This is a genomic window from Streptomyces sp. NEAU-sy36 (assembly GCF_013423905.1).
GTDB classification, from domain to species: Bacteria; Actinomycetota; Actinomycetes; order Streptomycetales; family Streptomycetaceae; genus Streptomyces; species Streptomyces misionensis.
In genome coordinates this window covers 3794343-3818636 of the sequence record NZ_CP058977.1, presented here as the reverse complement: position 1 = coordinate 3818636, position 24294 = coordinate 3794343, and the positions used below count along the sequence as shown (strand labels likewise).

At 72.8% G+C, this 24294-nt stretch carries 22 protein-coding genes; 10 read left to right on the top strand and 12 right to left on the bottom strand.

Translation table 11 applies throughout. The features are described from left to right. Window positions 1-293: 293 nt before the first annotated feature. Entirely contained in the window at window positions 294-833 is a 540-nt protein-coding gene (locus tag HZZ00_RS17635) for a universal stress protein (RefSeq protein WP_180333085.1), read from the top strand. Between the two features lie 78 nt (window positions 834-911). Here HZZ00_RS17635 and HZZ00_RS17630 read toward each other — a convergent pair whose 3' ends face one another. Genes HZZ00_RS17630 through HZZ00_RS17620 form a run of 3 tightly spaced genes read right to left on the bottom strand, consistent with a single transcriptional unit; the run spans window position 912 to window position 3573 of the window. Next, complete coding sequence (locus HZZ00_RS17630) at window positions 912-1571, bottom strand: response regulator transcription factor (protein ID WP_180333084.1); 660 nt, start codon at window positions 1569-1571, stop codon at window positions 912-914. Beyond that, on the bottom strand, window positions 1568-2740 hold the full coding sequence (locus tag HZZ00_RS17625) for a sensor histidine kinase (RefSeq protein WP_180333083.1): 1173 nt from the start codon (window positions 2738-2740) through the stop codon (window positions 1568-1570). The genes HZZ00_RS17630 and HZZ00_RS17625 overlap by 4 nt, the downstream gene beginning before the upstream one ends. Then, window positions 2740-3573, bottom strand: coding sequence for a CPBP family intramembrane glutamic endopeptidase (locus tag HZZ00_RS17620; protein ID WP_180333082.1), 834 nt, complete (start codon window positions 3571-3573; stop codon window positions 2740-2742). The genes HZZ00_RS17625 and HZZ00_RS17620 overlap by 1 nt, the downstream gene beginning before the upstream one ends. Window positions 3574-3999: 426 nt before the next feature. Here HZZ00_RS17620 and HZZ00_RS17615 point away from each other — a divergent pair, with 426 nt between their 5' ends. Genes HZZ00_RS17615 through HZZ00_RS17605 form a run of 3 tightly spaced genes read left to right on the top strand, consistent with a single transcriptional unit; the run spans window position 4000 to window position 9052 of the window. Beyond that, window positions 4000-4779, top strand: coding sequence for a hypothetical protein (locus tag HZZ00_RS17615; RefSeq protein WP_180333081.1), 780 nt, complete (start codon window positions 4000-4002; stop codon window positions 4777-4779). Next, window positions 4776-6902: a bifunctional serine/threonine-protein kinase/ABC transporter substrate-binding protein gene (locus HZZ00_RS17610; protein WP_180333080.1), complete on the top strand. Its 2127-nt coding sequence runs from the start codon at window positions 4776-4778 to the stop codon at window positions 6900-6902. The genes HZZ00_RS17615 and HZZ00_RS17610 overlap by 4 nt, the downstream gene beginning before the upstream one ends. A gap of 2 nt (window positions 6903-6904) precedes the next feature. Next, complete coding sequence (locus HZZ00_RS17605) at window positions 6905-9052, top strand: bifunctional serine/threonine-protein kinase/ABC transporter substrate-binding protein (RefSeq protein WP_180333571.1); 2148 nt, start codon at window positions 6905-6907, stop codon at window positions 9050-9052. A 45-nt stretch (window positions 9053-9097) separates the two neighbouring features. On the opposite strand, the gene HZZ00_RS17600 is transcribed toward HZZ00_RS17605, so the two are convergent. Further along, a complete protein-coding gene (locus HZZ00_RS17600) occupies window positions 9098-10555 on the bottom strand; it encodes a PLP-dependent aminotransferase family protein (protein WP_180333079.1) in 1458 nt (485 codons plus the stop codon). Window positions 10556-10759: 204 nt separating this feature from the next. On the opposite strand from HZZ00_RS17600, the gene HZZ00_RS17595 reads away from it, so the two are divergent. Beyond that, entirely contained in the window at window positions 10760-13105 is a 2346-nt protein-coding gene (locus HZZ00_RS17595; protein ID WP_180333078.1) for a helix-turn-helix domain-containing protein, read from the top strand. A gap of 96 nt (window positions 13106-13201) precedes the next feature. Here the strand turns inward: HZZ00_RS17595 and HZZ00_RS17590 are convergent, their stop codons facing one another. Next, window positions 13202-13564 carry a helix-turn-helix domain-containing protein gene (locus HZZ00_RS17590; protein ID WP_180333077.1) on the bottom strand — a complete coding sequence of 121 codons (363 nt, stop codon included), beginning with the start codon at window positions 13562-13564 and terminating at the stop codon, window positions 13202-13204. 55 nt (window positions 13565-13619) lie between these two features. On the opposite strand from HZZ00_RS17590, the gene HZZ00_RS17585 reads away from it, so the two are divergent. Beyond that, on the top strand, window positions 13620-14846 hold the full coding sequence (locus HZZ00_RS17585) for an MFS transporter (RefSeq protein ID WP_257585863.1): 1227 nt from the start codon (window positions 13620-13622) through the stop codon (window positions 14844-14846). A 103-nt stretch (window positions 14847-14949) separates the two neighbouring features. Here HZZ00_RS17585 and HZZ00_RS17580 read toward each other — a convergent pair whose 3' ends face one another. After that, on the bottom strand, window positions 14950-15510 hold the full coding sequence (locus HZZ00_RS17580; RefSeq protein ID WP_180333076.1) for a hypothetical protein: 561 nt from the start codon (window positions 15508-15510) through the stop codon (window positions 14950-14952). Window positions 15511-15659: 149 nt separating this feature from the next. Between HZZ00_RS17580 and HZZ00_RS17575 the strand changes: the two genes are divergently transcribed. Then, window positions 15660-16256 carry a TetR/AcrR family transcriptional regulator gene (locus HZZ00_RS17575; RefSeq protein ID WP_180333075.1) on the top strand — a complete coding sequence of 199 codons (597 nt, stop codon included), beginning with the start codon at window positions 15660-15662 and terminating at the stop codon, window positions 16254-16256. 161 nt (window positions 16257-16417) lie between these two features. Here HZZ00_RS17575 and HZZ00_RS17570 read toward each other — a convergent pair whose 3' ends face one another. Next, the gene (locus HZZ00_RS17570; protein WP_180333074.1) at window positions 16418-17086 is read right to left on the bottom strand and encodes a Type 1 glutamine amidotransferase-like domain-containing protein; all 669 of its coding nucleotides are present in this window, start codon (window positions 17084-17086) and stop codon (window positions 16418-16420) included. 343 nt (window positions 17087-17429) lie between these two features. Here HZZ00_RS17570 and HZZ00_RS17565 point away from each other — a divergent pair, with 343 nt between their 5' ends. After that, the gene (locus tag HZZ00_RS17565) at window positions 17430-17744 is read left to right on the top strand and encodes an SCO0607 family lipoprotein (RefSeq protein WP_257585862.1); all 315 of its coding nucleotides are present in this window, start codon (window positions 17430-17432) and stop codon (window positions 17742-17744) included. A 141-nt stretch (window positions 17745-17885) separates the two neighbouring features. On the opposite strand, the gene HZZ00_RS17560 is transcribed toward HZZ00_RS17565, so the two are convergent. After that, window positions 17886-19103, bottom strand: coding sequence for an MFS transporter (locus HZZ00_RS17560; protein ID WP_180333073.1), 1218 nt, complete (start codon window positions 19101-19103; stop codon window positions 17886-17888). A gap of 93 nt (window positions 19104-19196) precedes the next feature. Here HZZ00_RS17560 and HZZ00_RS17555 point away from each other — a divergent pair, with 93 nt between their 5' ends. Together HZZ00_RS17555 and HZZ00_RS17550 are read left to right on the top strand one after the other, a co-directional pair. Then, window positions 19197-19658, top strand: coding sequence for a MerR family transcriptional regulator (locus HZZ00_RS17555; RefSeq protein WP_180333072.1), 462 nt, complete (start codon window positions 19197-19199; stop codon window positions 19656-19658). Window positions 19659-19768: 110 nt separating this feature from the next. Continuing rightward, entirely contained in the window at window positions 19769-20317 is a 549-nt protein-coding gene (locus tag HZZ00_RS17550) for a MarR family winged helix-turn-helix transcriptional regulator (RefSeq protein WP_180333071.1), read from the top strand. A 101-nt stretch (window positions 20318-20418) separates the two neighbouring features. On the opposite strand, the gene HZZ00_RS17545 is transcribed toward HZZ00_RS17550, so the two are convergent. Genes HZZ00_RS17545 through HZZ00_RS17530 form a run of 4 tightly spaced genes read right to left on the bottom strand, consistent with a single transcriptional unit; the run spans window position 20419 to window position 24292 of the window. Then, entirely contained in the window at window positions 20419-21450 is a 1032-nt protein-coding gene (locus HZZ00_RS17545) for an aromatic ring-hydroxylating dioxygenase subunit alpha (RefSeq protein ID WP_180333070.1), read from the bottom strand. A 1-nt stretch (window position 21451) separates the two neighbouring features. Further along, window positions 21452-21679, bottom strand: coding sequence for a recombinase-like helix-turn-helix domain-containing protein (locus HZZ00_RS17540; RefSeq protein ID WP_180333069.1), 228 nt, complete (start codon window positions 21677-21679; stop codon window positions 21452-21454). A gap of 23 nt (window positions 21680-21702) precedes the next feature. Further along, window positions 21703-22653 (bottom strand): PDR/VanB family oxidoreductase, encoded by a 951-nt coding sequence (locus tag HZZ00_RS17535; protein WP_180333068.1) that lies wholly within the window; start codon window positions 22651-22653, stop codon window positions 21703-21705. Between the two features lie 13 nt (window positions 22654-22666). Then, window positions 22667-24292, bottom strand: a complete 1626-nt coding sequence (locus HZZ00_RS17530) for a thiamine pyrophosphate-binding protein (protein ID WP_180333067.1) — start codon at window positions 24290-24292, stop codon at window positions 22667-22669. Between the last annotated feature and the right edge of the window lie 2 nt (window positions 24293-24294).

The following is a 24294-nucleotide window of genomic DNA, read 5'->3' as shown; positions in this document are numbered from 1 at the left end:
TACCAATCCCTCTCCATTGGCCCTGCTCCACCGGCCAATGAGCCTGAAGAATCTCCGTCAGAGGGCACTGGCCTGGCAGGTAACCCCGTGGAGGGCGGAGGGATTGGCATGGCTCAAGGTATGACCGACCGCGAGGAGCGCGAGATACAGCGACGCCACGAACAACGCGTCGTGGATCCCCTGCCGGTAGGCGCGTGGCTCCGGAGCCCGCTCGCAGCCATACGGCGGCACCTGTGCCGCCGACGTCCGGAAAGGCCGCGGCACCACGCGCCGCGCCGGGACGGCAGGCCCGCATGACGACGGGAACCGGACGAGTCGTCGTCGGGGTCAGCGGCTCGCTGGCCAGCCTCGCCGCGCTGCGGCGCGGGGTCCGGGAGGCTCGCCGCGATGGCAGAGCGCTCGTGGCGGTGGCGGCCTGGGAGCCGCCGGAGGGCGAGACCCTCCACGCCAGATGGCCCGACCGCGACTGGGCCGGGATGTGGGAGGACGAGGCCCGGCTGCGGCTGTACCGCGCCTTCGACGAGGCCCTCGGCGGGCTCCCGGCTGATCTTCGCGTCACCTGTCTGGTCATCAGGAACTCCCCCGGCCCGGCCCTGTGCGCCGTCGCGTGCCGCTCCGACGACCTCCTGCTCATCGGAGCGGCGCGCCCCAACGGCGTTCGGGCACGGATCCACCGCGCCCCGGTGCGCCGGTACGTCCTGGCCACGGCGGGCTGCGCCGTGCTGACCGTCCCCGGGCCGCGCCTGCTGCCGGGTGAGGCCCGGACACTGCGTCAGGTCCCGTCCACGGGCTTCGCGCCGGGCGCGGCCGGCCGACACGAAACGGCGCCGTGAGCGGGCCGGTTCAGCACGTCCGGCCACGGGCGGGCCAGGCCACCGGTGTCCGTGTCCTGGGCCGCCGCCTGCCCGGTGTCAGGTCGCCAGGCCGTGGCGGTAGGCGTAGACGACGGCCTGGACGCGGTCGCGGAGCTGGAGTTTGCCGAGGATGCGGGAGACGAAGGTCTTGACGGTCTCCGGGCTGATGACGAGGGCCGCGGCGATCTCGCTGTTGGAGAGGCCGTCCGCGATGAGCCGGAGGACTTCCAGCTCCCGGGGGGTGAGCGGAATGTCGCGGGAGGCGTTCTCGGCGGGGCGGATGCGGGCCGCGTAGCGGCCGACGAGCCGGCGTGTCACATCGGGATCCAGCAGGGCCGCGCCGGTGGCCACGGTCCGGATGCCGTGGAGCAGCCGGTCCGGGGGCGCGTCCTTAAGGAGGAAGCCGCTGGCGCCGGCGCGCAGTGCCTCGTAGACGTATTCGTCCAGGTTGAACGTGGTCACCACGAGGACCTTGACGGGGTGGGGAACTCCGGCGCCGGCCAGCAGGCGGGTGGCCTCCAGACCGTCGAGGACCGGCATGCGGATGTCCATCAGGACGACGTCCGGCCGTACCTCGCGGGCGAGTTCGACTCCGGTTCGCCCGTCGCCGCACTCACCCGCCACCTCCATGTCGGGCTGGGCGTCGATGATGGTGACCAGGCCGGTGCGGATCAGCATCTGGTCGTCGCAGACCAGGACCCGGATCGGTGCGCTCACGAGGTGCCACCGGCGGGGATGCGCGCCCGTACGGTGAAGCCGCCGTCCGTGCTGCCGCCGGCGTGGAAGTCGCCGCCCAGGACGTCGACGCGTTCGCGCAGGCCGGCCAGGCCCCGTCCGCCGCCGACGGCCGCCGCGCTGTTCGAGCCGGCTCCGTCCGTGCTGACCTCCACGCTGATCTCCCTGTCGCTGTGCCGCACCTGTACGGAAGTCCGGCTGCCGTGCGCGTACTTGAGGGCATTGGTCAGTGCTTCCTGCACCACCCGGTAGGCGACGAGGTCGGCGCTGCCGGTCGTTGCCGGTGGTGTGCCCTGCTCGGTGAAGTCCACCGGCTGTCCGGCCCGGCGGGTCTGCTCGACGAGGGTGAGGACCCTGCCGACGGCCGGTGTCCTGGGCTCCGTGGGCTCCGTCGTGCCGGTGCCGTGGTCGGGGTTGAGCAGTTCGAGCAGGTGGCGCAGGTCGGTGATGGCGCGACGGCCGGTGTCACTGACAGCGGTCAGGGACTGCTCCAGCCGCTCGGGTGCGGCGGTCAGGTAGCGGGCGGCCTCGGCCTGGACGACCATCGCGGTCACGTGATGGGTCACCACGTCGTGCAGTTCGCGGGCGATGCGCGCGCGTTCGGCGGTACGGGCCTTCGCCGCCGCCCGCTCGCGGCGTTCGGCCTCCGCGGCCCGAGTGGACCGCAGCCAGGCCCCGGCGCCCCAGGCCAGGGTGAGCACCAGGTAGAACGTCACGAACTCCGTCGGCGTCTCGCCGCCCGAACCGAGCCGGGAGAGCGCTGTGGCCAGCGGCACGTACGCCGCGGAGAGAAGGAGGGCGGTGGTGCGCCGGCGGCGTTCCAGATGGGATCCCGCGCTGATCAGCACGACGGGCAGGGTGGTGCCGGCGGTCGAGTGATAGCCGCGGAGCTGGTCGAGTGCGAAGCCGCACGTCACCAGGGCGAGACAGACGGCGGGCCACCGTCGTCGCACCATCAGCGGAAGGCATTCGAGCCCCAGGGCGACGACGGAGAGCACGTCGAACGGGCGGGTCGGCAGATCCCCGACCTCCGTCCCGTGGCCGCGCAGTCCCGGCAGGAACGAGGCGACCAGGAACAGCACCGCGAGCGGAAGGTCGCGGACGGTGACGTCGAGCCGGCGCCACATCCGTCCGGCCCCCTGAAGGCTCATCACCGGGCGAGTGTAGCGAGGGCGTTCACCCGCTCGGCGCGCTGCCGGGGAACGATGTGGCCGCGCCGGTGGGCCAGCCACAGGAAGGCGACCGTCAGCAACGCGCCGAACAGCACCGAGTACACACTGGCCTCCGGGCCGAACTCGCCGCCCGTGATCAGCTTTGCGCCGGACGTCGAGGCGTCCAGGAGCCCGTGCGTGTCGCCGTTGCCCGAGACCTCGGTGCCGAAGATGCCGGACTCCGCGAAGTTCCAGCCGAAGTGCAGGCCGATCGGGAGCCACAGGGAGCGGGTGGCGGCATACGCGGCGGCGAGCATGCCGCCGGCCTCGATCGCGATGGCGACGCCGCCCAGCACGGTGGCGTCCTTGTTGAGCAGATGGACCGCCCCGAACACCGCGGCGGACAGCGCCAGCGCGATGTACGTGCCCAGACCTCGCTCCACGAGCCGGAAGAGCAGGCCGCGGAACATCAGTTCCTCCGTGACGGCGGCGCCGGCCATGAAGCCGAACAGCGCGACCGCTCCGGTCAGCGAGCCGAAGCCGTGGACTTTGTAGTCCCCGAGGAGGTAGATGTTCGCGATGACGCACCCGAACATCGCGACGCCTATGGCCAGGCCCCGCAAGAGCGCCCCCCGCGCTCCCTGCCGGGCGAGCTCCGTGACCGGTCGCCGCTCGGTTCGCCCTACGACCCACCGGTAGACGCACACAGAGAGCACGACCGTCAGGCCGGCCAGGAGGAGCGACAGCCACGGGTTGCCCTGCACCGCGGTGACGCTCTGACCGCCGACCGCACCGACCGCGACCACGGCCAGGATCTGCCACACCAGCTTCACGTCGAGCTCCTTCTTCGGTTCCGCTTCCGGTTCCCTGTCCGGTCCACGGCCGGGGCGCCGCGGCTGAACCGAACGCTAGGGAAACGGCGATCGGGAATCGTCACCTCACGGTGGACACCTGCGCGTAGCTCTCACGGGGGACACGTCCCGCGCCCGGCCCCGGAACCGGGGCGCACGGGCTTCGCGTCCTGCGTTCAGGGGTCGTCGGCTCCCGGCCGTCACCGGGCTCGGCATGGCGCGGACCGTCGGCCGACTCACCGGCGCCCGCCGGGGCCGTCACACGGTCCCGCCAACAGGGCGTCCAGCACAGTGAGTTGATCGGCGTCCCCTACACTCGCTCCGGTCACGCACTGGCACAGACGCATGGTGATCGGGGGCTTCATGGCGTGCGCTGCAAGGCAAGGACGTACGAGGCGGGGGCACGCGGTGCTGGCCGTGTGCGGCCTGCTGCTCGCGGGCTGTTCCGGCGTGGGCGACGGCGGACACCGGACCGGTCCGAGCGCCTCCTCAGCCGCCGCGTCCGCACCGGCCGCACAGCGCGAGACGGATGCCGCCACCGCGCGCCTGACGGTCGACCCCGCGCGCGTCCCCACCACACGGGCCGCCGCCCTTGACCTGGTCCGCGCCATCACCGCGGGCCCGGACAGCTACGGGCCGGGCTACGTCAAGCGTCCCCCGTACCAGAGCGACCCGGCCGACTGGCCCGTCCTCGGCACCGACTGCGTCTGGCGGCAGGAGTCGCTGCCCGACGACGTCCTCGCCACCTTCACCCGCTACAGCCGGCTGCCCGCGGCCGGCGCGAAGGGCGAGGTCCGCACCGCCGCCACCGTCACCCTGCACCGCACCGTCGCGCAGGCGGACTGGGAGATGGCCGAGACGCTGGAGGAGGCGCTGCGCTGCCCCGACCAGCAACTGCGCGCCACCGAGCGGATCATCGGCCTGAACTCGATGGGTTCCGGCTACGGCACGAACGGCAACACCTCCGCCGACGACTATCTCATCGAAATGGGCACGTACGACAACCCGGCCCTCGGCAAAGGGTCGACGTACTACATCTGGAACCAGGTCCGGATCGGCCCGGTGACGATCGCCGTCGTCGTCGAGGGCGGCAAGGGCTTCGACCAGAGCGATCTGCTGACCGTCCAGGCACGGGCGGTGGCCGGGATGGAGACCAAGGTGCGCGGCGAACTGGGGGCTCAGAAGTGACCGACCGCTCCCTCGGCCCCTCCGACCCGTCGTTCATCGGCGGCCACCGCCTGCTCGCCCGGCTCGGCGAGGGCGGCATGGGCGTCGTCTACCTCGGCCGTACGGAGTCGGGTGCGCTCGCCGCCGTCAAGGTGATCCAGGCCGAGTTCGCGCACGACGACGCCTTCCGGGCCCGTTTCCGCCGCGAGGCGAACGCCGCGCGGCGCGTGGACAGCCCGTGGGTGGTCAAGGTCACCGGCGCCGACCCCGACGCCGAACAGCCGTGGCTGGCCACGGCGTTCGAGCCCGGCCCGTCCCTCGCCGACGCGGTCGGCCGGCACGGCCCGCTGCCCCCGCGGACGGTACGGTTGCTCGGCAAGATGCTGGCCCGCGCGCTCGCGGCCGTGCACGAGGCCGGTCTGGTGCACCGGGACGTCAAGCCGGGCAACATCCTGCTCGCCGCCGACGGCCCCCGCCTCATCGACTTCGGGATCGCCCGCTCCCTGGAAGACACCGCGATCACCTCCGCGGACCTCGTCGTCGGCAGCCCCGGTTTCCTCTCCCCGGAGCAGGCCACGGCCGGCGGCGAGCGCCTCGGTCCTGCGAGCGACGTGTTCTCGCTGGGCTGTGTGCTGGCCTACGCGGCGACCGGCCGGCCGCCCTTCGGCAGCGGCGCCGTCGACGCCCTGCTCTACCGCGCCGTCCACGACAGCCCCGACCTCGACGGAGTGGACGAGGAGACGGCCGCCGTCCTGCTGCGCTGTCTGGCCAAGGACCCCGCCGACCGGCCCACCGCGGCCGAGTTGGACGCCGCGCTGGTGGAGGACATGTCCCCGGGCACCGCCGAGTGGCTGCCCGCCGACGTCGTCCGCATGGTCGCCGAACGGTCGGCCGCGATGCTGGCCCTGCCCGAGATCCAGGCCACGCTCGCCGAGGCGCCGCCCGAGCCCGCCCCGTCGCGCCGCAGGTTCCTCGCCGTTGCCTCGGGCGGTGCCGCCGTGCTCGCGGCGGGCGGCGGCGTGGCCGCCTGGGCAGCGCGGCGCCACAACGGAGGCAGCGGCAAGAAGCGGGCGGCGCCCGGTTGGGCGCTCGGTGTGCAGGCCGACCTCAGCGGCGCCGGCCGGGCGGCCGGGCAGGCCCAGATGCAGGGCGCACGGCTCGCGGTGGAGGAGTTCAACGCCCGCCGCGACAAGCCGTTCACGCTGGAGCTGAAGACCTCCGACGACGCGGGCCGGGCCGACCGTGCCGCCGCCGCGGCCCAGCTGCTCGCCGACGACCCGGACGTGCTGGCCGTGCTCGGTTCGAGTACCGACGTGACGACCCAGGCGGCGCTGCCCGTCTACGACGCGGCCCTGCTGCCCGTGATCAGCATGTCCGCCGGGCAGAACCTGTACCAGAACATCCGCTCCTTCGTCCGCGGCCGCCCCCTGCACGGCACGGTCGCCATGAAACTGGCCTTCCACCTGGAGGCGACCAGCGCGGCCACCCCCGTCGGCGTCCTGCTGGACCGCACCGCGGGCGACGTGTCCTGGCAGACCGTCCAGATGGTCAACTTCATCGTCCGCAAGTACGGCGACGCCACCCACCCCCGCGTCGTCCCGGCCGGCACGACCGACTTCGGGCCCGTCCTGAAGGACATGCGTGGCGCCGGCATCAAGGCGTTCGTCTACGCCGGGCCGCTGGAGGGGGCGATCCGGGCGGCCAGGGGGCTGGCCGGCTTCGAGGGGCCGAAGTACGCGGCCGAACCCGCGCTCGATCCCCGGTTCGCCGCCGAGGAGAGCGCGACGGGCTGGACGGTCGTGGCCACGGCGATCGGGCCCGACGCGGCCCCGGTCCGCTCCTTCGCCCAGGCGTTCCGCGTGCGGTACGGCCACGCACCCGGGTTCTGGGCCGCGGAGGGCTACGATGCGGCGAACCTGCTGATACGCCGGCTCACCGCCACTCGGGGCGAGCGCCCGGCGCGCAAGGCGCTGATCGCCCCGCTACGGGCGGCCACGTACCGGGGCATCACCCGGGACTTCGCCTTCGACCCGAAGATGCTCCAGCTCAGCACCCCCGCGAGCTTCGTCCACCAGGTGCGCGACGGGGCCTTCCGGTACCTCGGGCCCGCCCCGGACAAGGCGCCGCAGCCCAAGGAGACGTGACGGTGCGTCCGCTCACCGCTCAGGACCCGGAGTCGGTCGGCGGGCACCGCCTGCTCGCGCGGATCGGCGCGGGCGGCATGGGCGTCGTCTATCTCGCCCGGTCCGAGGGCGGCGCGCTGGCCGCCCTGAAGGTGATCCGCGCCGAGCACGCCGCCGATCCGGGGTTCCGGGCCCGTTTCCGTCGTGAGGCGCGGGCCGCCGCGCGGGTCGACGGCCGCTGGACCGCGCCCGTCACCGCCGCCGACCCGGAGGCGGCCGAACCCTGGATCGCCACCGCCTTCGTCCCCGGGCCCTCGCTCGCCGAAACCGTCGCCGGGCACGGGCCGCTGCCCCCGGACACCGTTCGGGCGCTGGGGGCGCGGCTCGCCGAGGCGCTGGCCGCCGTCCACGCGGCCGGGCTGGTGCACCGCGACATCAAGCCGGGCAATGTGCTGCTCGCCCTCGACGGGCCCCGCCTCATCGACTTCGGCATCGCCCGCGTCGGCGGCGCCACTGCCCTGACCGCGACCGACGTGATGATCGGCACGCCCGGTTACCTCTCGCCGGAACAGGCCCGCGCCCGCGTGGAGGAAGTCGGCCCGCCCAGCGACGTCTTCTCCCTGGGCTGCGTCCTCGCCTACGCGGCGACCGGCCGGCCGCCCTTCGGTGGCGGCACGGTGCCGGCCGTCGTCTTCCGGACCGTGCACGAGGAGCCCCGCCTCGACGGCATCAGGGAGGACGGGCTGCGGACACTGATCGCCCGCTGTCTCGCCAAGGACCCGGCCGCCCGCCCGACCGTGCCCGAACTGCGTGCGGAACTCGGCGACTTCGGCACCGACGACTGGCTGCCGCCCGGCCTGCCCGCAGTGATCGCCGAACGCTCGGCCCAGGTGCTGCACCTGCCCGAGCCCGAGCGGCCCACGGCACCCGGGACGCCGGTGGACGAGCCGCCCGCGCCGAGCCGGCGGCGCGTGCTGGTGCTGGGCGGTACGGCGGCCGTCGTGGCGGCCGCCGGCGGCTCCGCGGCCGCCTGGCTGACCGGCCGCGGCGCTCCGCCGTCCACCGCCGTCTCCCGCCCACGCCGTACCGTCGCCGTGCAGGCCGACCTCTCCGGTCCCGGCAGGGCGCTCGGCACCTCGGTAGAGCACGGCGTCCGGCTGGCGGTGGAACAGCACAACGCGCGCGCGGACCGTCCCTTCGGCCTGGCGCTCACGGTCCTCGACGACGCGGGCGACGCGGACCGGGCCGAGGAGGCGGCCCGACGCCTCGTCAGCGACGGCCGGGTGTGCGCGGTGATCGGGCCGACGTCCGACGCCACGGCCCTCGCGGCCGCGGACCGGTACAAGAAGGCGTTCCTGCCGATGGTGACGGCGTGGGCGGGCTCGGACTCCCTGTACGCCGCGGTGGACATGAAGAACCCCACGTCGTCCGTGTTCCAGCTGCGGCCCTCCGACACCGCGATCGGCGCGCCGCTGGTCCGCTATCTCACCAGCGTGCGCCCGGCCCGCCGCACCTTCCTCGTCGAGGACCTGGCGGCCCGCGACTACAGCTGGCTGATCGCCCAGGACCTGATCGCGCACCCCCCGTCCAACGGCACGGTCGTCCGCCACCAGGTCGCCGCCGACGCCGGTGACTTCGGCCCCGCCATCGCCGCCGCCCTCGCGGCGCGCGCGCAGGCCGTCGTCTACTGTGGTGACTCCTCGCGGCGCGCCGCCTCCTGCGCACGGGCGCTGCGGGCGGCTGGGTTCGCCGGCACCCCCGCGGCGACCGAAGCCGTCCTCACACCCGAGTTCCTGCACGCGGCCGGACCGGCGGCCGAGGGATGGGTCTTCTCGGCGACGTTCGTGGACCCGTCCCGGCTGACGTCCGCGGCCTCTTTCGTACGGGCGTTCAAGAAGCGGTACGGCGTCCGGAGCGTCGGCCGGGGCGCGGCCGAGGCCTACGACGCCCTCGGTCTCGTCGCGCACGTCCTCGCCGCCATGGGGACGGGCCCTGTGGACCGTGGTGACCTCACGCACCGGCTGCGGGCCGTGTCGTACCGGGGCATCACCCGGGCCTTCGCCTTCCGGGACGGCATTGCGGAGGTGGACCAGGAACCCGGGCTGTTCCTGTGGCGGGTGGAGCACGGGACGCCGCTCTTCCTGGGCCAGTACCAGGAGGTCGGAAGCTAGCTCGCGCAGCCCTGCCGGTGCGGGAATGAGATGTGACGACAGAACCTAGGCCACCCAGTACGGCCGCCCCGGCTCATCGTCCGCGCCGTCGAGGCCCGCGTCGAGGGCCGCGGCGATGCGGCGTACCGCCTCGTCGGCGACCTCGGCGGGCTGCGTGTAGGGCCAGCGCAACCGGTGCTCGAACGTGCCGGGGTCCGCGCCGAACCGGGACCCACCCTCGATCCGCACCCCGTGCCGCAGCGCGGCCCGCGTCAGCGAACCGGCGATCGGGCGGCCCAGGTCGATCCACAGACACATGCCGCCCTGCGGCGTCTGCCAGCGCCAGTCGGGGAACTCACGGCGCAGTTGCGCGGCCAGGTGGTCGCGCTGCGCGCGCAGGAGCGGCAGCCGCCGCCGCAGGATCTGTGGCTCCCGGGCGAGCAGCCGCAGCGCCACCAGCTGGTCGAGGACCGACCCCGACATGTCCGCCGTGACCCGCTGCGCCGTCAGCTCCGTGATCAGCCGGGTGCCCGCCCGCACCCAGCCCACCCGCAGACCCGACCAGTGCCCCTTGCTGAGCGAGCCGACGGTGACGATCTGTTCGGCGCCGCGCCCCGCGACCAGCGACGCGAACGGCGGGGGCGTGGCCACGTCGAGCGCGATGTCCGCGATCGTCTCGTCGACGACCAGCCATGTGCCGGTCGCCCGCGCGTCCGCGATGATCCGCTGCCGCTGCTCGCGCGGCATGAGCTGGCCCGTCGGGTTCTGGAAGTCCGGGATCAGATACGCGAGCCGGGGCGCCGACTGCCGCAGCGTCGCCCCGAACAGCTCCGCGTCCCAGCCGTCCTCCGTCACCGGTACCGGCGCCGCGCGAAGCCCCAACTGCCTGATGACGGACAGAGCGTTGGCGTACGACGGGTTCTCCACGGCGATGCGGTCGCCGGGCCGCCCGAGCAGGGTGAGCGTGAGCGCCATCGCCTGCTGCGCGCCCGATGTGACGAGGATCTGCTCGGGCAGCGTCGGCAGCCCGCGCCCCGTGTACCGCTCGGCGATCGCCGCGCGCAGCTCCGGCAGACCGTAAGGGTGGTAGCCCGGCGTCGTCGCGTGCCGGGCCAGGTCGTCGGCGGCCGCCGCGTACGCGGCGGACAGCTCGTCGGCCAGGGCGCCGGGCGCCGCGATGGCCAGGTCGATCACGTCCTCCCCGGCGAGCGGGGTGCGCACACTGGTCGGCCGCGCGCCCTCCGGCAGTTCCGTCCACGTTCCCGCACCGCGCCGGCTGACCGCGTAACCGCTCTCCCTGAGCAGGTCGTACGCGGCGGTCACGGTGGCTCTGCTGATGCCGAGCGCCACCGCGAGCTCGCGCTCGGCGGGCAGCCGGGCGCGCAGCGCGATCCGGCCGTCGAGCAGCAGGGTGCGTACGCCCTGCGCGAGCGCCCGGTAGCCGGGCCGCTCCCCGGCGACCTGGGTCACCAGCGCGGCGAGCCGCCTGCCGCCCAGAGTGTGGACTCCGCTCCTCGCCGCCATGCCACATCCCCGTCACTGGCCCTGCATTCCCTGCCGGTCAATCTACCGACGCACGGAGGGCCGCCGGACAGTGGCCTGGGCGGGAACGAGGAGACAGGTCATCACGGCAGGCACTCGCCTGGACGTGACACGCGGGCGAGGGAGGGGTGAGGACCACGGCCTCCGCCGGGGCCCGGCGCGTACGTCGTGCGTAGAATCGGCGCCGTGAGTGCGGGTGGGGCAAGCGTCATAGGGACACCGTTCGGCCGGCTGTTGCGAGCACTGCGGCTGGCCCACAGCTGGACGATCGAGGAACTCGCCGAGGCGTCCGGTGTTTCCGTGCGCGCGATCGGTGACATGGAACGGGGCCGGAGTCTTCGTCCCCAGCGCGGCACGGTCACCGCACTGGCCCAGGGTCTGGAACTGGACGAGGCGGCACACTCCGAACTGCTGGCGACCCTGCGCGCCGGGCGTCCCGCGGCGAAGCCTTCCGTCCCGCCGGCGTCGCCCTACACGCTGCCCAGAGGCGTTCGGGACTTCGTGGGCCGGCATGCGGAGCTGACCGCGTTGCGCGCCCTCGTACAGCCGACCGTCACGGAGTCCCGGACGGAGAACGAGGCGGTGTCCCCACCGGCGCCGGTGGCGGTGGTGTGCGGGCCGCCCGGCAGCGGCAAGACCACCTTGGCGGTCAGGCTGGCCGAGGAGTCCGCTCCGTCCGCTCCGGATGGCACGTTCCTGATCGACATGCGGGGCCTCGACGTACAGCCGCTCTCGGCGGATCAGGCCGTGCTGCGCCTGCTGGGCGCCTGGGGCGTGGCCGACGCCGAACTGGGCCGGCAGACCGCCGAGGAGCGCCTCGCCCGGTACCACGCGACCGCGTCCACTCTCCGCGCGGTCGTCGTCCTCGACAACGTCGGCAGCGAGGCACAGGTCAGACCGTTGCTGCCGCACGCGGGCGGGCTCTTCCTCGTGGTGACCAGCCGGCGCACGCTCGCCGGCCTGGAGGGAGTGCACCGTGTGGAACTCGGCGCACTGACCCGGGAGGACTCCGCCTCGCTCCTGCGGGCCGTGGTCGGCGCCGACCGTACGGACGCGGAGCCCGCGGCGGTCCTCGCCGTGACCGAGTTGTGCGGCCACCTTCCCCTGGCCCTGCGGGTGGCCGCGAACTGGGCGGCCACCCGCACCAACTGGAGCCTGCAACGGCTCGCCGACCGCCTCACCGACGAGGAGCGCAGGCTCGACGCTCTGAGCGCCGGGGACCTCCGTGTCAACACCGCCTTCGCCCTCTCCTACTCGCGTCTGACCCCTGACACCGCCCGCATGTTCCGGTCGCTGTCACTGCTGCCCGGGGTGGAATTCGGCGCCCCGTCGGCGGCCGTGCTCGCGGACACGTCCCTGCCGGCGGCCGAGGACCTGCTGGAGGAACTCCTCGACGCGGGCCTGCTGACGGCCTCCCACGGGGACCGCTACCGCTTCCACGATCTGCTGCGGCTGTACGCGGGGGCCCGCCGGCGTGCCGAGGACGGCGACGAGGCGTCGGCCGCCGCGAAGGCCCGCCTGCGGGCGTGGCTGCTGGACACGACCGTCCTCGCGGGCCGCTGGTACGAGCCGGACCACGGTGCACCGCCGCCGGCCCCCGGCAGGCTGGTCGACCTCGACGACCGCGAGCAGGCGATGCGGTGGTTGAAGACGGAAGGCGACAACTGGCTCGCCGCCTTCCGCGAGGCCGCGGAGGCCGGCGAACACGCCAAGGTCGTCGAGGTCGCGGACGCCACGATGTGGTTCTCCGACCACTGGGTGTCCTGGGGGCACTGGGTCGAGGTGTACGGACGCGCCGCCGAGGCCGCGGCAGCCCTGGGCGACCCCGTACGGGAGGCCGGCCACCGCAACAGCCTGGCAGGGGCCTACTGGGTCGGCGAACGCGATCACGACAAGGCGGTCGGCGAAGCCAGGCACGCGCTCGCCATCGCCGAGAAGTGCGGGGACGCGACTCAGCAGGCGTGGGCTCACCACCATCTCGGCGGGCTGCACGCTCTGGTCGACGACCTGCCGCCCGCCGCCGACCACTATCAGCGCGCCAAGGAGCTGTTCGCGCGGTCCGACGAGGTCAACGGGTATCTGGCGGCGTCGACCATGGTCATCAGGGTGGCGGAGAAGGCCGGACGCCCGGAGCAGGCCGTCGCCGCCCACGACGAGGTGATGGAGCTCCTCGCCGCTTCCGAGTACCGCGACCGCACTCCGCCCAACGTGCGGGACACCACGATCACGTTCGCCACGTTCTACGTGTCGTTCGCCCATTTCAACCAGGGGCGCTGGCAGGAGGCCGTCGACGCCCTGCGTACGGCGCGGGGGCGGCTGGAGGCCCACGGCTGGCACGAACGGGCGGGCACCGCCCGTCTGTACATGGCTCACGCACTCGTCCACCTAGGTCGGCTCGCCGAGGCGGAGACGGAGTACCGCGCCGTGCTCACCATGGCGGACCTCGTCCCCTCCCCCGTGCTGGACGATGCCCGCGCGGCCCTCGGCGCTCTTGCCGCCGGTACGCCGTCACCTCCCACCCACTTCGCCTGATCCAGGCCGGCGGCCGCGGAGCCGGGGCCACGAACGCCTCCGGGGCTTCAGGCCACCGTCCGGCACCACGACGGCCGGGTGAGCGAGAAACGGGGGCTACCGTCGCGCGTCGGCTCGCGCGCGGGCGCGTTCGATGTCGGGGACGTGGCTCTCGGCCCATTCCCGGACGGCACGCAGGGGTGTCAGCAGTGACCGGCCGAGGTCGGTGAGGGCGTATTCGACATGCGGGGGATGTGCGGGGATCTCCGTACGAGAGATCAGGCCGTCGTACTCCATCGCGCGAAGCGTCTCGGTGAGCGCCTTCGATGTGATGCCCCGGATGTGTGCCTTGAGTTCGGTGAATCGCATCGGCCTGTTGTCCAGCGCGTTGACGACGAACACCGTCCAGCGCGCCCCGATCCGGTGCAGAACGGTGCGACTGGGACAGGTCGCGGCCATGATGTTGTACGCCTTGCCCATGCATGACTCCCGGTAGCGTTGTGGATACCGGTATAGAATCTATACCGTCCGGCTTGTGTCTGTTTCCGATTGCACGGTCCGTCCTTCGATAGCCCGGCACGGTCGTTTCGTCGCAGCGATCGTCATCGACTCGCTCGGCACCGGAGTCTTCGTCCCCGTTTCGATGCTGTATTTCCTGGCCACGACGTCGCTGACGCTGGTGCAGATAGGCGCGGCACTGACGACGGCCGGTTTGCTGGCGCTCCCAGCGGGTCCTCTGGTCGGAGGACTGGTCGACCGGTACGGCGCCAAGCCGGTACTGCAGGCGGCGAACCTGGCCCAGGCGCTCGGTTTCGCCGGGTATCTCGTCGTGGGCCAGACATGGCAGATCGCCGTCTGCGCCTGGTTGAACAGTGCCGGGCGGGCAGTGTTCTTCAGCTGCTACGGCGTGACCGTCACGGCGCTGGCCGCGCCCGGCCAACGCGAGCACTGGTTCGGTCTCCTGGGGTCGGTACGCAACCTCGGCTACGCACTCGGCGGGCTCCTCTCCGCCGTCGCGGTCACCGTCGGTACTCACGGTGCCTACGCCGCGATCGTGGTCGTCAACGCCTTGTCCTATGTCGCCGCGTTCGCCCTGGTGCGGGCCGTGCCCAATGCCCGCCCCGAGGCGGGCCGGGACGCTGCCGGCGGCTGGGGGCGCGTGCTCCGGGACCGGCGGTACCTGTCACTGGTCGCGCATCAACTGTGTTTCGCGGTCTCGTTGTTCGCCCTCAACATCGCGATACCGGTCTACGCCGTGGACGTGCTGGGACTGCCCGGCTGGACCGCCGGCGCGGTCTTCACGCTCAACACCCTGATGGTCGGCTTCGGCCAGGGCATCGTCGTCGGGCGGCTCAACGGGCGGATCCGCAGCCGTGTCCTCGTCGCCGGACACGCCTGCTTCGCGGCCGGCTACCTCCTCTTCCTGGCCGCCGACCGCGTGGCACCACCCGCCCTCGCGGTCGGCGTCGTGTTGCTCGGTGCGGGCTGTTACACCTTCGGTGAGATCCTCGGCGGCCCCATCACGTCGACTGTCGCCGCGGAAAGCGCCCCAGACGCTCTCCGCGGCCGGTACTTGGCCCTCAACCAGCTCGCCGTGACTGTCGCGGGAGCGGTCGCTCCGGCCGCGCTCTCCGGGTTGCTGTCCCACGGGGCGGCCTCGATCTGGCTGACCCTGGCAGGCGTCGGTGCCCTCGGAGCCACGCTCGCCGCGACGATCGGCAAAGTGGTGCCCGCGGCCCAGAGCCGCGTCGGAGGTGCCTGACCGGCCTTCCTCCATGCGCAGTCCAGCGCCGCGGTAGACCTCTCATCCTCGTCGCCGCCCGAACGCCTTCGCCCGCGCCCGCGGGCAGGCGACGGCGTCGCCGTCAGACCTCCTGGGTGCCACGGCCGAGGCGCAGGGCCGAGACGAGGAAGAAGACGCCGCCGGGGATGGCGTAGCCGATGGCGTTGGTCAGTGCGGGGTCGTCGGCGCCGGCGGCTGCGACGAACGAGGCTCCGGCCAGGACGGAGATGCCGCCGCTGGGGATCATCGGCCACTGGCCGCCCATCGTGCGGCGGGGAACGGCGACGACCAGCTGGACCAGGCCGGACACGATGGCCCAGGCGCCCCAGACGCGCAGGACGGCGGGGATGCCGGACGTGGCGGCGACACCCACACCGACGGCTGCGGCGAGGCTGACGGCCATGTTGACGTAGAGGAGCGTCGGCGACTGGGTGCTGCGCGACGCCTTCGCGTCGACGACGGCCGCACCCACGTCGAACAGCGGATACAGCACCAGCAGCGCGGCCGCGACCGGGGTGATCTCCTTGGCCATCGTGAACATCACGATGGCCCAGACGATGGCGAACGCGAACCGGACGAAGTACAGCCGCCGCAGGGCGAAGGCCGTCCCGGTGGTCTGGGACGGTTCAGCGATGGTGGTCACGGTGATCCTTTCGGAAGGCATGCGAAGAAGAAGGAAGGTCAGGGCTTCCGCGCCGACCTTCCACGAGACCGAACGTTCTATCTCGTGAGCCTGGCAGCGGTCGTCGCACCTTGTCAAGACCGAACGTTCTACCTGCTAGCCTGGGCCCCATGGTGCGCAGCGAAACCGAAGGACGGCCGTCCGAAGCGCGGTCCCGGCTGCTCAGGACGGCCGGCCAGGTGTTCTACGCGGAAGGGATCCACTCCGTCGGCGTCGACCGCCTCGTCGCGGAGGCACAGGTGACACGGGCCACCTTCTACCGCCACTTCCCGAGCAAGGAAAGCCTCGTCGTCGCCTACCTGAACGAGGCCGACCTCGCCATCCGCGGCCAGGCCGAGGCAGCCGTCGCCGCCGGGCTCCCCGCCGCCGACGCCATCCGGGCCATCAGCACCTCCATCGCCCAGCACATCCGGTCCTCCGGCTTCCGCGGGTGCGCCTTCCTCAACGCCGTCGCCGAGTACCCCGACCCCGAACACCCGGTGCACCAGGCCGTCCTTGCCCACCGCCAGTGGTTCCTCGACACCATCACCGCGCTCCTGACCGAGGTCAGGGAGCAGTCCGCGGAACCCGCCGCCCGCCACTTCGTGATGCTGCGCGACGGCGCCATGGCCGAGGGCTGCCTCTCCGACCCGGAACTCGTGTGCGAGACCTTCCTGCACGGCGTCGAAGGACTCCTCAGAGCCCACGCCGAGCCGGCCCACGCGTAAAGCCGTTGCGGCGGGTGGTCCGCCGGCCGCGGTCGTCCGTCCGCGGCCTGCCCCTTCAGCGGTATCAACCGTCGACTTCCGCCGAGAAGGACGGCGTGCTTCCCAGCGCACCCCCGGGCGCCACCCCGCCCTCTCCTCGGCTCCCCGCCGCGAGTGTCAGGTCACGGATGGAACCGCCACCGGCCTTCGGAAACGACATCCACCTCGCCGTCCCTGACGCGAACGGCCGTCTCGTCGTCGATGAAGTAGATCGGGAAATCCGCCCGCTCGGTGATCCGATCAGCCCAGGCGTCGTCGCGCTCCGGGAAATCCGGTGAGTACAGGTGAGGCTTGAGATACCAGTCGAAGAGGCCGAACGGCGGCTCCACGGTCGTCGCGCCGAGCACGTGAAGGTCCGTGGTGTCCCCGATGACGTCGGCAGAGTGTTCGGTGAGATGACGGCTGAAGATCATCGAGCCGGCGCTGAACCCCACATAGACCCGGCTCTGCAGCGCCTCCAGGAAGCCGTCGGCCAGGCCGTTGCCGGTGATGCTGCGCGCGAGGTGGTAGTGGCTGCCGCCGCCGACGTAGACGACGTCGGCCCGGAGCAGCCGGTCGAGCACCATCTGCCGGGGCAGTCCATTCAGCTCCAGGACGTCGAACTCCCGCCATCCGAGGCCGTACAGCCGGTTCATGTCCGCGACGAACCACCCGTGATCCCCGGCCTCGGCGACCGATGCCGTAGGAACATACACGGCGTTCGCCGATCCGAACGGCCTGCCGAGCATGTCCCGCAGCGCATCCCGCAGCGTCTCGTTACGCAGACCACTCGCCGTCAACAGAAAGTTCATCCGGCGAGCCAAACACGGCTCACGGGACCCACGCAACAAACCCAGGATCCACCAGCAGCGTCATGGCATGGCACCGGCCGGCCGACGGCCGCACGGCAGGCCACGACCACGGTCGTGCTTCGCCGAACGACTCCTCCACCTGCCCATCGAATCAGTCGTGCGCGTCAAACGGCCCCTCGATCGGCTTCGCGGACATTTCCTGGCGCACACCTCGCCTCCGCTGCTCCTGTGTGCAGGTACCCACGCCGTGGTCCGCGCGAATGAGTACGCGAGCCGATATACGCGTCGCCTCCCCCGCGTGGAAGCTCGAAGCGTTGAAGACAGATCCCGTGCAAGGAGAGACATGACCACGCGCCACATGCGGCGGGCTCCCGGAACCGCCGTGTTCCTCATAGCCTGTTCCACCGCCACCCTCGCCGCGCTGCTGACCGGTTGCACGACCGCCGACGCGATCTGCCAGGACGGGCAGTATCCCGTGCAGTACGTCGGCGCGACCGGCGGCGATTGCGTCGACGACGGCCACAAAGTCCCGAAGGGCACCTTCCGCTACCCCAAGGACAAGACCCCGAAGCACGTGGACGACAAATGGGACCGCTACTGGCAGACGCACACCCTCGACGAACACGGTGCCATCGTCAAGGCTCCCCCGGCCTCGTGACCGCGGCCTGCTGCGGGCCCCGGCGACGGTGACCGGGCGATGGCCACCGGGCGGTAAGTCGGTGCCGGTCATGGCCGTTTGCCCGCGCCCCCGCGGCGGCGTCCCTGCGCCGGGTGCGCTGCGGCCGGGGCCCGTGGCCGATCACTCGGGGTCGTGGCCGGCCCGCATGCCGGCTGCCGCGCTGACGAGCAGGGCCGCGGCGAGGGCGGCCAGTGGCGCGCTCCAGGTGCCGGTGGCGGTGTGCAGCGCGGCGGCCAGGACGGGGCCGGTGGCCGCGAGGAGGAAGCCGCAGGTCTGAGCCATGGTGGAGAGGGCGGTCACGTGGGCGTGGTCGCTCCCCCGGTGGGCGTAGAGCACCCCGGGGAGGGCCTGACCGGCCCCCAGGCCGAGACCGAGGACGACGACCCACAGCGTCGCGGTGGTACTCGGGGCGAGCATGAGCCCGGTGAGGCCGGCGACGCAGACCAGGACGGCGCTCAGGATGTGCGGGCGCTGGTCGGGGCCTTTCGCGGCGAGGACCGGCGCGATGAATCCGCCGGCGGCGACGCCGCAGATGAGCAGGGCCTGGCCGGTACCGGCGGCGCCGCGGCCGTGACCGGATTGGACGAGGATCGAGGGCAGCCAGGCGAGCACGGTGTAGAAGGCGAGGGTCTGGACGCCGAAGAAGACGGTGAGGCTCCAAGCGACCGCGGTGCGGGCCACGTGCGGGCGCCCGGACCGCTCGGTGCCGGAGACCGGGGCGGTCCGCGGCGGCCGCACGCGCAGTTGCGGGGTCGTCCCGACGGCAGCGAGGACGGCGGGGACGACCGCCAGGCCGATGGCCGGCCGCCAGTCCCCCGTGTCCTGGGCGACGGGGACGACCGCGGCCGCGATCAGTGCCGAGCCGGCCCCCATCGACAAGGCGTAGACGCCCATCATCGTGCCGACACGCTCCCGCGGGAACCGCTTGCGGACCAGCACGGGGATGAGCACGTTGACCACGGCGGTGGCCGCGCTGACCACGACGGTGCCAGTGATCAGGCCGGGCATGCCGAGCATGCGCAGCACGGCGCCGGCGACCAGGACCAGGCCGGCCCACCACAGCCCGCGTTCCTCGCCCAGCCGTCGCCGCGCCACGGCCGCGAGTGGCGCGAAGGCGCCCATGCACAGCGGCGGCAGCAGCCCCAGCAGCGAGACCACGGCGGGACTGAAGCCCGCGACCGGCGCCAGCGGCCCGATCTGCCCGAAGGAGACCCGGGTGTTCAGGCTCACCAGGACGAAGCCGACGACGAGCAGCACGCCGGCGCCCGGGACATGGGGTGGTGCGGTGCGGTCACGGGTGACGGCAGCGTTCGCCGTCGGCGGCGGGGACACTGACATGGCAGGACTCTCCAGGCACTGGGCGGTTGGGACCGGCTCCACTCTGCGCGCTAAAGTCCGCTTGAGCGCAAGTGTCCGGACCGGGAGGACCCCATGGAGCGGCTCTACTCGATCAGCGAGGTCGCCCGCCTCTTCGGGGTGTCGGTACCGACCCTGCGCTACTACGAGGAATGCGGACTGATCCAGCCCACCGCGCGGCGCGGCCGGGTGCGCCAGTACGACCGCGGCGCCCTGGAACGGCTCGCCTACGCCCAGCTGTGGCATCGCGACGGCATGATGTCTCTCGCCGACACCGCCGCCATCATGACCAGCGAACAGGCGCCCGAGCGCCACGCTCTCATCGCCGCCCGGCACGACGCCGTGCAGGACCGGATCGACCGGCTCGCTCGCGCCGCCGCCATCTTGCGGCACATGCTCCGATGCCCGGCGGACCACCCGCTGAGCTGTCCCGTGACGGGTGCCTACATCCGCTCGAGCGTCGACGCCACCCTGGCCGGTGAGGAACCCCCCGAGCCGGACTTCCCCGGCATGCCCGCACCACACCCGGAGAGCTGACCTCGAACAGGCATACGTCACAACGGCAACGTCTTAGGGCTAAGATTTCTCCGGGGCGCGTGACGGTGGAACGCGCGCCTCGCGAGAGGACGAGCCGCGAGGGGTGTGGCATGGCTCAGCGCAGAACGGCGAGACGACCGGACGCCGTGGCGGGGATCGTCGAGGACTGGGCGCGCGAACGCCCCGGCCTGGACACGTCGCCGCTGGAGGTGCTGGCCCGGCTGCACCGCGCCTACCTGCAGTACCACGCGCGGCTCACCTCGCAGATCGAGCGGCACGGCCTGTCCGTCGCCGGCTTCGACGTGCTCACGGCGCTGCGCCGCTCCGGCGCCCCGTACCGGCTCACCGCCGGGCAGTTGGCGGCCTCCGGGCTGATCTCCTCGGCGGGGGTCACGCTCCGCCTCGACCGTCTTGAGAAGGACGGCCTGCTGGTCCGGGAGCGGGACGCCGACGACCGGCGTGTCGTCTACTCACGGCTCACCGACTCCGGACTGCGCAAGGTGGACGAGGTCTTCGCCGAGCACGTGGAGAACGAACGGAGGATGCTCGGCGGCGTCTCCCCCGCCGAGCGGCGTCAGCTGGCCCGCCTGCTCGCCAAATTGGAATGCTCCATCGTCGACTCGGACGGGGCGGGGCCGGAGGAGGAGCCGGCGGACTGACCGTCCGCCGGCATGGGAGGCAGCGCGGGCCGCGCGAGCCCGGGGGCTGCCCCGCCTTCTCCCGTCCGCACGCCGGGCCCTGGGTTCCGGCGGCCTCCCGGTCATCGGGCCGGAGCCGCCGCGGGTGCCTTCGACTGCTGTTCGGCCTGGGTCCGGTAGATGCGGCGCAGCCTGACCACCCCGAGATCGTGCTGGTAGAGGTTCTCCTGCTGGTCCGCGTCGGCGGGCATGGCCTCCAGCATGACGCGGTCCTGCTCCAGCACCTGCCAGTGGCGCTCCTCGATGAGGGTCCGGTAGAGGAAGCGCCAGGTGTCGCGCTGCCAGCCGGAGACCTCGCGGTAGCGCCAGAAGAAGACGCCGGTGCGGCCCGCGTCCACCGGGCAGGCCATGCCGACGATGCCGAAGGGGCCGCCGGGTCCGGCGGACGGCGGGTACGGGATGGACAGGTCGACCCAGTCGACGCCGGTGCGGCACAGCTCCACCCAGTCGAAGTTGACACCGCGCTGGTCGGTCTTCTCGAAGAAGTAGCCCCGCTCGGTCTCGCGGATGCGGAACTTGGCCGTGGTGTCGCCGTCGTACATGGTGTGCGACTCGTGGTGCAGGAACGCGCCGTGCATCGGGTCGAGAAGGTTCTCCATGGCGAAGCGCCACGGGACGTTCCACTCGGCGTAGCAGAGGAAGGAGGAGACATCGGGGTCGGTGAGCGGTTCGGGGAGGGTGAGGTCCACCGGCTCGGGGTGCTCCTCGTCGCCGAAGTAGGCGAGGATGGCGCCGCCGACCTCGCGCACGGGCAGGGAGGTGACGAGCGTCCTGCCCTCCAGGTTGCAGCCGGGCAGTCCGGGCACGGAGGTGACCGTGCCGGAGCCGTCGACCTCGACGCCGTGGTACCAGCAGGCGACGCGGTCGCCCAGGTGTTTGCCGAGGGAGAGCGGGGCGCCGCGGTGGGGGCAGCGGTCGGCGAGCATCGACAGGGTGCCGTCCGCCTTGCGGAACAGCAGCCAGTTCTCGCCGAGCGCGGTGACCTTGCGCAGTCCGCCGGGCCGCACGAAGTGGGAGGGGACCACGGGATGCCACTGGTTGCGCAGGCCGTGGGCGTGGATGTGGGCTGCGGTGTCGTGCGTGGAGAGGGTCATGTCAGGCTCCCAGGCGGTGCATCTCGGTGCGGAAGGTCTCCTCGGTCCACGGTTCACCGGCGGGGGTGCGGACCTGGCGGGCGTTGAGCCCGGCCACGACGTCGGCCAGGTCGTGGCCGTCGCGGGTGAAGATCTCCTCCAGGGTGCGGGCGAGCTTCAGCTCGTACGGGGTGGGCTCGTGGTCCCGGCTCTGGTGCGGGTCCAGGTACGGCCAGGTGTCGGTGGTCATGGATGTCTCGCTCTCCGTACGGGTCACAGGTCCAGGACGAGGCGGGCGGAGGCGCAGCGGGAGACGCAGATCATCATCGTCTCGCCGGCAGCGCGTTCGGCCTCGCTGAGCAGGTGGTCGCGGTGGTCGGGGGTGCCGGCGAGGACGCGGGTCTCGCAGGAGCCGCAGATGCCGTCGCGGCAGGAGGAGGTGACGGTCAGGCCCGCGTTCTCGGCGGCTTCGAGGATGGAGGTGGTGGCGTCGACGGTCAGGGTCACACCCGAGGTGCGGCATTCGACCTCGAAGGCCGTGTCGTCGCCGTCGGGTGCCACGGTGGCGGGCGCGGCGAACCGTTCGATGCGCAGTCGGCCCGCGGGGCAGGCCTCTTCGGCCGCCTTCAGCAGCGGTTCGGGTCCGCAGCAGTACACGAGGGCGTCGTCCGGCAGGTCCCGCAGGGCGGCCGCGAGGTCGATGTGGCCCTGCTCGTCCTGCGGTACGAGGGTCACCTCGCCGCCGGTCAGCGCGGTCAGTTCGGCGCCGAAGGCCATGGTGGCGCGGGTCCTGCCGCCGTGGACGAGCCGGTAGGGCACCCCGTCCCGCCCGGCCTGGCGGGCCATCGCGAGGATCGGGGTGATGCCGATGCCGCCGGCGAGGAAGACGTAGAAGGCGGCGGGTTCCAGGGCGAAGTGGTTGCGCGGGCCGGCCACCCGCACGCTCTGGCCCGGGCGCAGCTTGCTGTGCACGTGCCGTGAACCGCCGCGCGAGGACGGTTCGTCGAGGACGCCCAGGCGGTAGGCCGTGAGGTCGGCGGGGTCGCCGCACAGGCTGTACTGGCGGACGTGCCCGCCGACGTGCAGGTCGAGGTGGGCGCCCGGGGTCCAGGCGGGCAGCGGCTTGCCGTCGGGGTGGACCAGGTCGACGGAGAGGACGCCTTCCGCCTCCCAGGTCATCCGGCGGACGAGGAGGTCGAGTTCGTACTCGCGGTCAGCGGTCATGGCGGTGGCCTCCCTACGCGGCGGGGATCGTGACGGGTGGGGTGAACGGGTTCTTCATCGGGCCGAGCGCGTCGAGGTCGACCTCGACGAGGGTCGGGCCGTCGGAGGCGAGGGCCGCCCGCAGGACGGGGGCGGCGTCCGCCTCCGACGCGATGCGCGCGTAGGGAAGGGCGCACGCGGCGGCGAGCGCGGCGAAGTCCGGGGTGAACAGGTCGACGCCGGAGCGGCGTTCGCCGTACGTGTCCTGCATGTTGCGCAGCACCCCGTATCCGCCGTCGTTGAAGACGATCAGGGTCAGGCGGGGGCGTTCCTGTGCGACGGTGAGGAGTTCGCCGAGGTGGACGGCGAGGCCGCCGTCGCCTGCGATGACGACGGTCGGCTGCTCCGGCCGGGCGAGCGCGGCGCCGATGCCCATGCCGAGGCCCTGGCCGATGCCACCGCCGCGGGGGAAGACGTTGGCGCGCGGATCGTGGATGGGCAGCAGCCGGTTGCCCCAGGAGGACGAGGGGATGGTGACGTCCCGGGCGACGACGGCGCCGCGCGGCAGGGCGGCGGCGAGGGCGTCGCAGACGGCGGCCTGGGGGCCGATGTTGTCGTGCAGGGTGGCGCGTACGTCCTCGCGGACGGTTTTCACGCGGGCCGTCCAGTCGGCGTCCGCGCGGCGGGCGGCCGCGGTGAGCGCGGGCAGGACGGCGGCGGCGGTGCCGTGCAGGGTGTGGGGCGCCGGATACACCCGGCCGAGGGCGGCCCGGTCGACGTCGATCTGGAGGTGGGCGGCGGGCAGTTCCAGTCCGTAGTCGGCGGTCTCGTTGGAACGGAAGTGGGTGCCGATGGTGAGGAGTACGTCGGCTTCGGCGAGGAGGGCGCGGCAGGGCGGCGTGGTGGCGAAGTTGCCGATGACCAGCGGGTGGTCCTCGGGCACGCTGCCGCGGCCGGAGTTGGAGGTGAGCAGGCCGGCGCCGGTGGCCTCCAGCAGGGCGAGCAGTTCGTCGCGCGCGGTGGTGGCGCCGCCGCCCGCCCAGATCAACGGGCGGCGGGCGGAGGCCAGCAGTTCGCGCGCGGCGGCGAGGGCGGCTGGGGTGGGCAGCGGGGCCGGGGCGGCGGTGACCGACTCGCCCGTGTCCTGCTGGGGCGCGTACTGAAGGTCGATGGGCCACTCGATGCTGGCGGGTCCGCCGGGTGTGCCGAGGGCGGCGGCGGATGCCTCGCGCAGCAGTCGTCCGGCGTCGCGTGCGGAGCCGACGGTGGCCGCGTACGCGGACACGGCCGTCAACATGCCGAGCTGGTCCTTCGTCTCGTGGATGAATCCGCGCCCGCCGCCCAGGTGGGCGGACTCGATCTGCCCGGTGACGTGCAGGACCGACGTGCCGGCCGCCAGGGCCTCGATCAACGAGCCGGCCGCGTTGCCCGCCCCGGTTCCGGTGGAGGTCAGCGCGCAGCCGAGGGAGCCGCGGGCCCGCCCGTATCCGTCGGCGGCGTTGACGGCGGTGGCCTCGTGGCGCACCGGTACGAACCGCAGCTCACGGTCGACCGCTTCGACGAGCGGCAGGTTGTGCACCGACACGATGCCGAAGACGGTGTCGATGCCGAGGGACTTCAGATGGGCGACGAGGAGGTCGCCTCCGTTGTCGTACTGCATGG

Coding starts and splice junctions, on each gene's coding strand:
- HZZ00_RS17635 (WP_180333085.1), top strand. CDS start 294: ATGACGACGGGAACCGGACGAGTCGTCGTCGGGGTCAGCGGCTCGCTG.
- HZZ00_RS17625 (WP_180333083.1), bottom strand. CDS start 2,740: ATGAGCCTTCAGGGGGCCGGACGGATGTGGCGCCGGCTCGACGTCACC.
- HZZ00_RS17600 (WP_180333079.1), bottom strand. CDS start 10,555: ATGGCGGCGAGGAGCGGAGTCCACACTCTGGGCGGCAGGCGGCTCGCC.
- HZZ00_RS17590 (WP_180333077.1), bottom strand. CDS start 13,564: ATGGGCAAGGCGTACAACATCATGGCCGCGACCTGTCCCAGTCGCACC.
- HZZ00_RS17575 (WP_180333075.1), top strand. CDS start 15,660: ATGGTGCGCAGCGAAACCGAAGGACGGCCGTCCGAAGCGCGGTCCCGG.
- HZZ00_RS17570 (WP_180333074.1), bottom strand. CDS start 17,086: ATGAACTTTCTGTTGACGGCGAGTGGTCTGCGTAACGAGACGCTGCGG.
- HZZ00_RS17565 (WP_257585862.1), top strand. CDS start 17,430: ATGACCACGCGCCACATGCGGCGGGCTCCCGGAACCGCCGTGTTCCTC.
- HZZ00_RS17560 (WP_180333073.1), bottom strand. CDS start 19,103: ATGTCAGTGTCCCCGCCGCCGACGGCGAACGCTGCCGTCACCCGTGAC.
- HZZ00_RS17555 (WP_180333072.1), top strand. CDS start 19,197: ATGGAGCGGCTCTACTCGATCAGCGAGGTCGCCCGCCTCTTCGGGGTG.
- HZZ00_RS17550 (WP_180333071.1), top strand. CDS start 19,769: ATGGCTCAGCGCAGAACGGCGAGACGACCGGACGCCGTGGCGGGGATC.
- HZZ00_RS17545 (WP_180333070.1), bottom strand. CDS start 21,450: ATGACCCTCTCCACGCACGACACCGCAGCCCACATCCACGCCCACGGC.
- HZZ00_RS17540 (WP_180333069.1), bottom strand. CDS start 21,679: ATGACCACCGACACCTGGCCGTACCTGGACCCGCACCAGAGCCGGGAC.
- HZZ00_RS17535 (WP_180333068.1), bottom strand. CDS start 22,653: ATGACCGCTGACCGCGAGTACGAACTCGACCTCCTCGTCCGCCGGATG.
- HZZ00_RS17530 (WP_180333067.1), bottom strand. CDS start 24,292: ATGCAGTACGACAACGGAGGCGACCTCCTCGTCGCCCATCTGAAGTCC.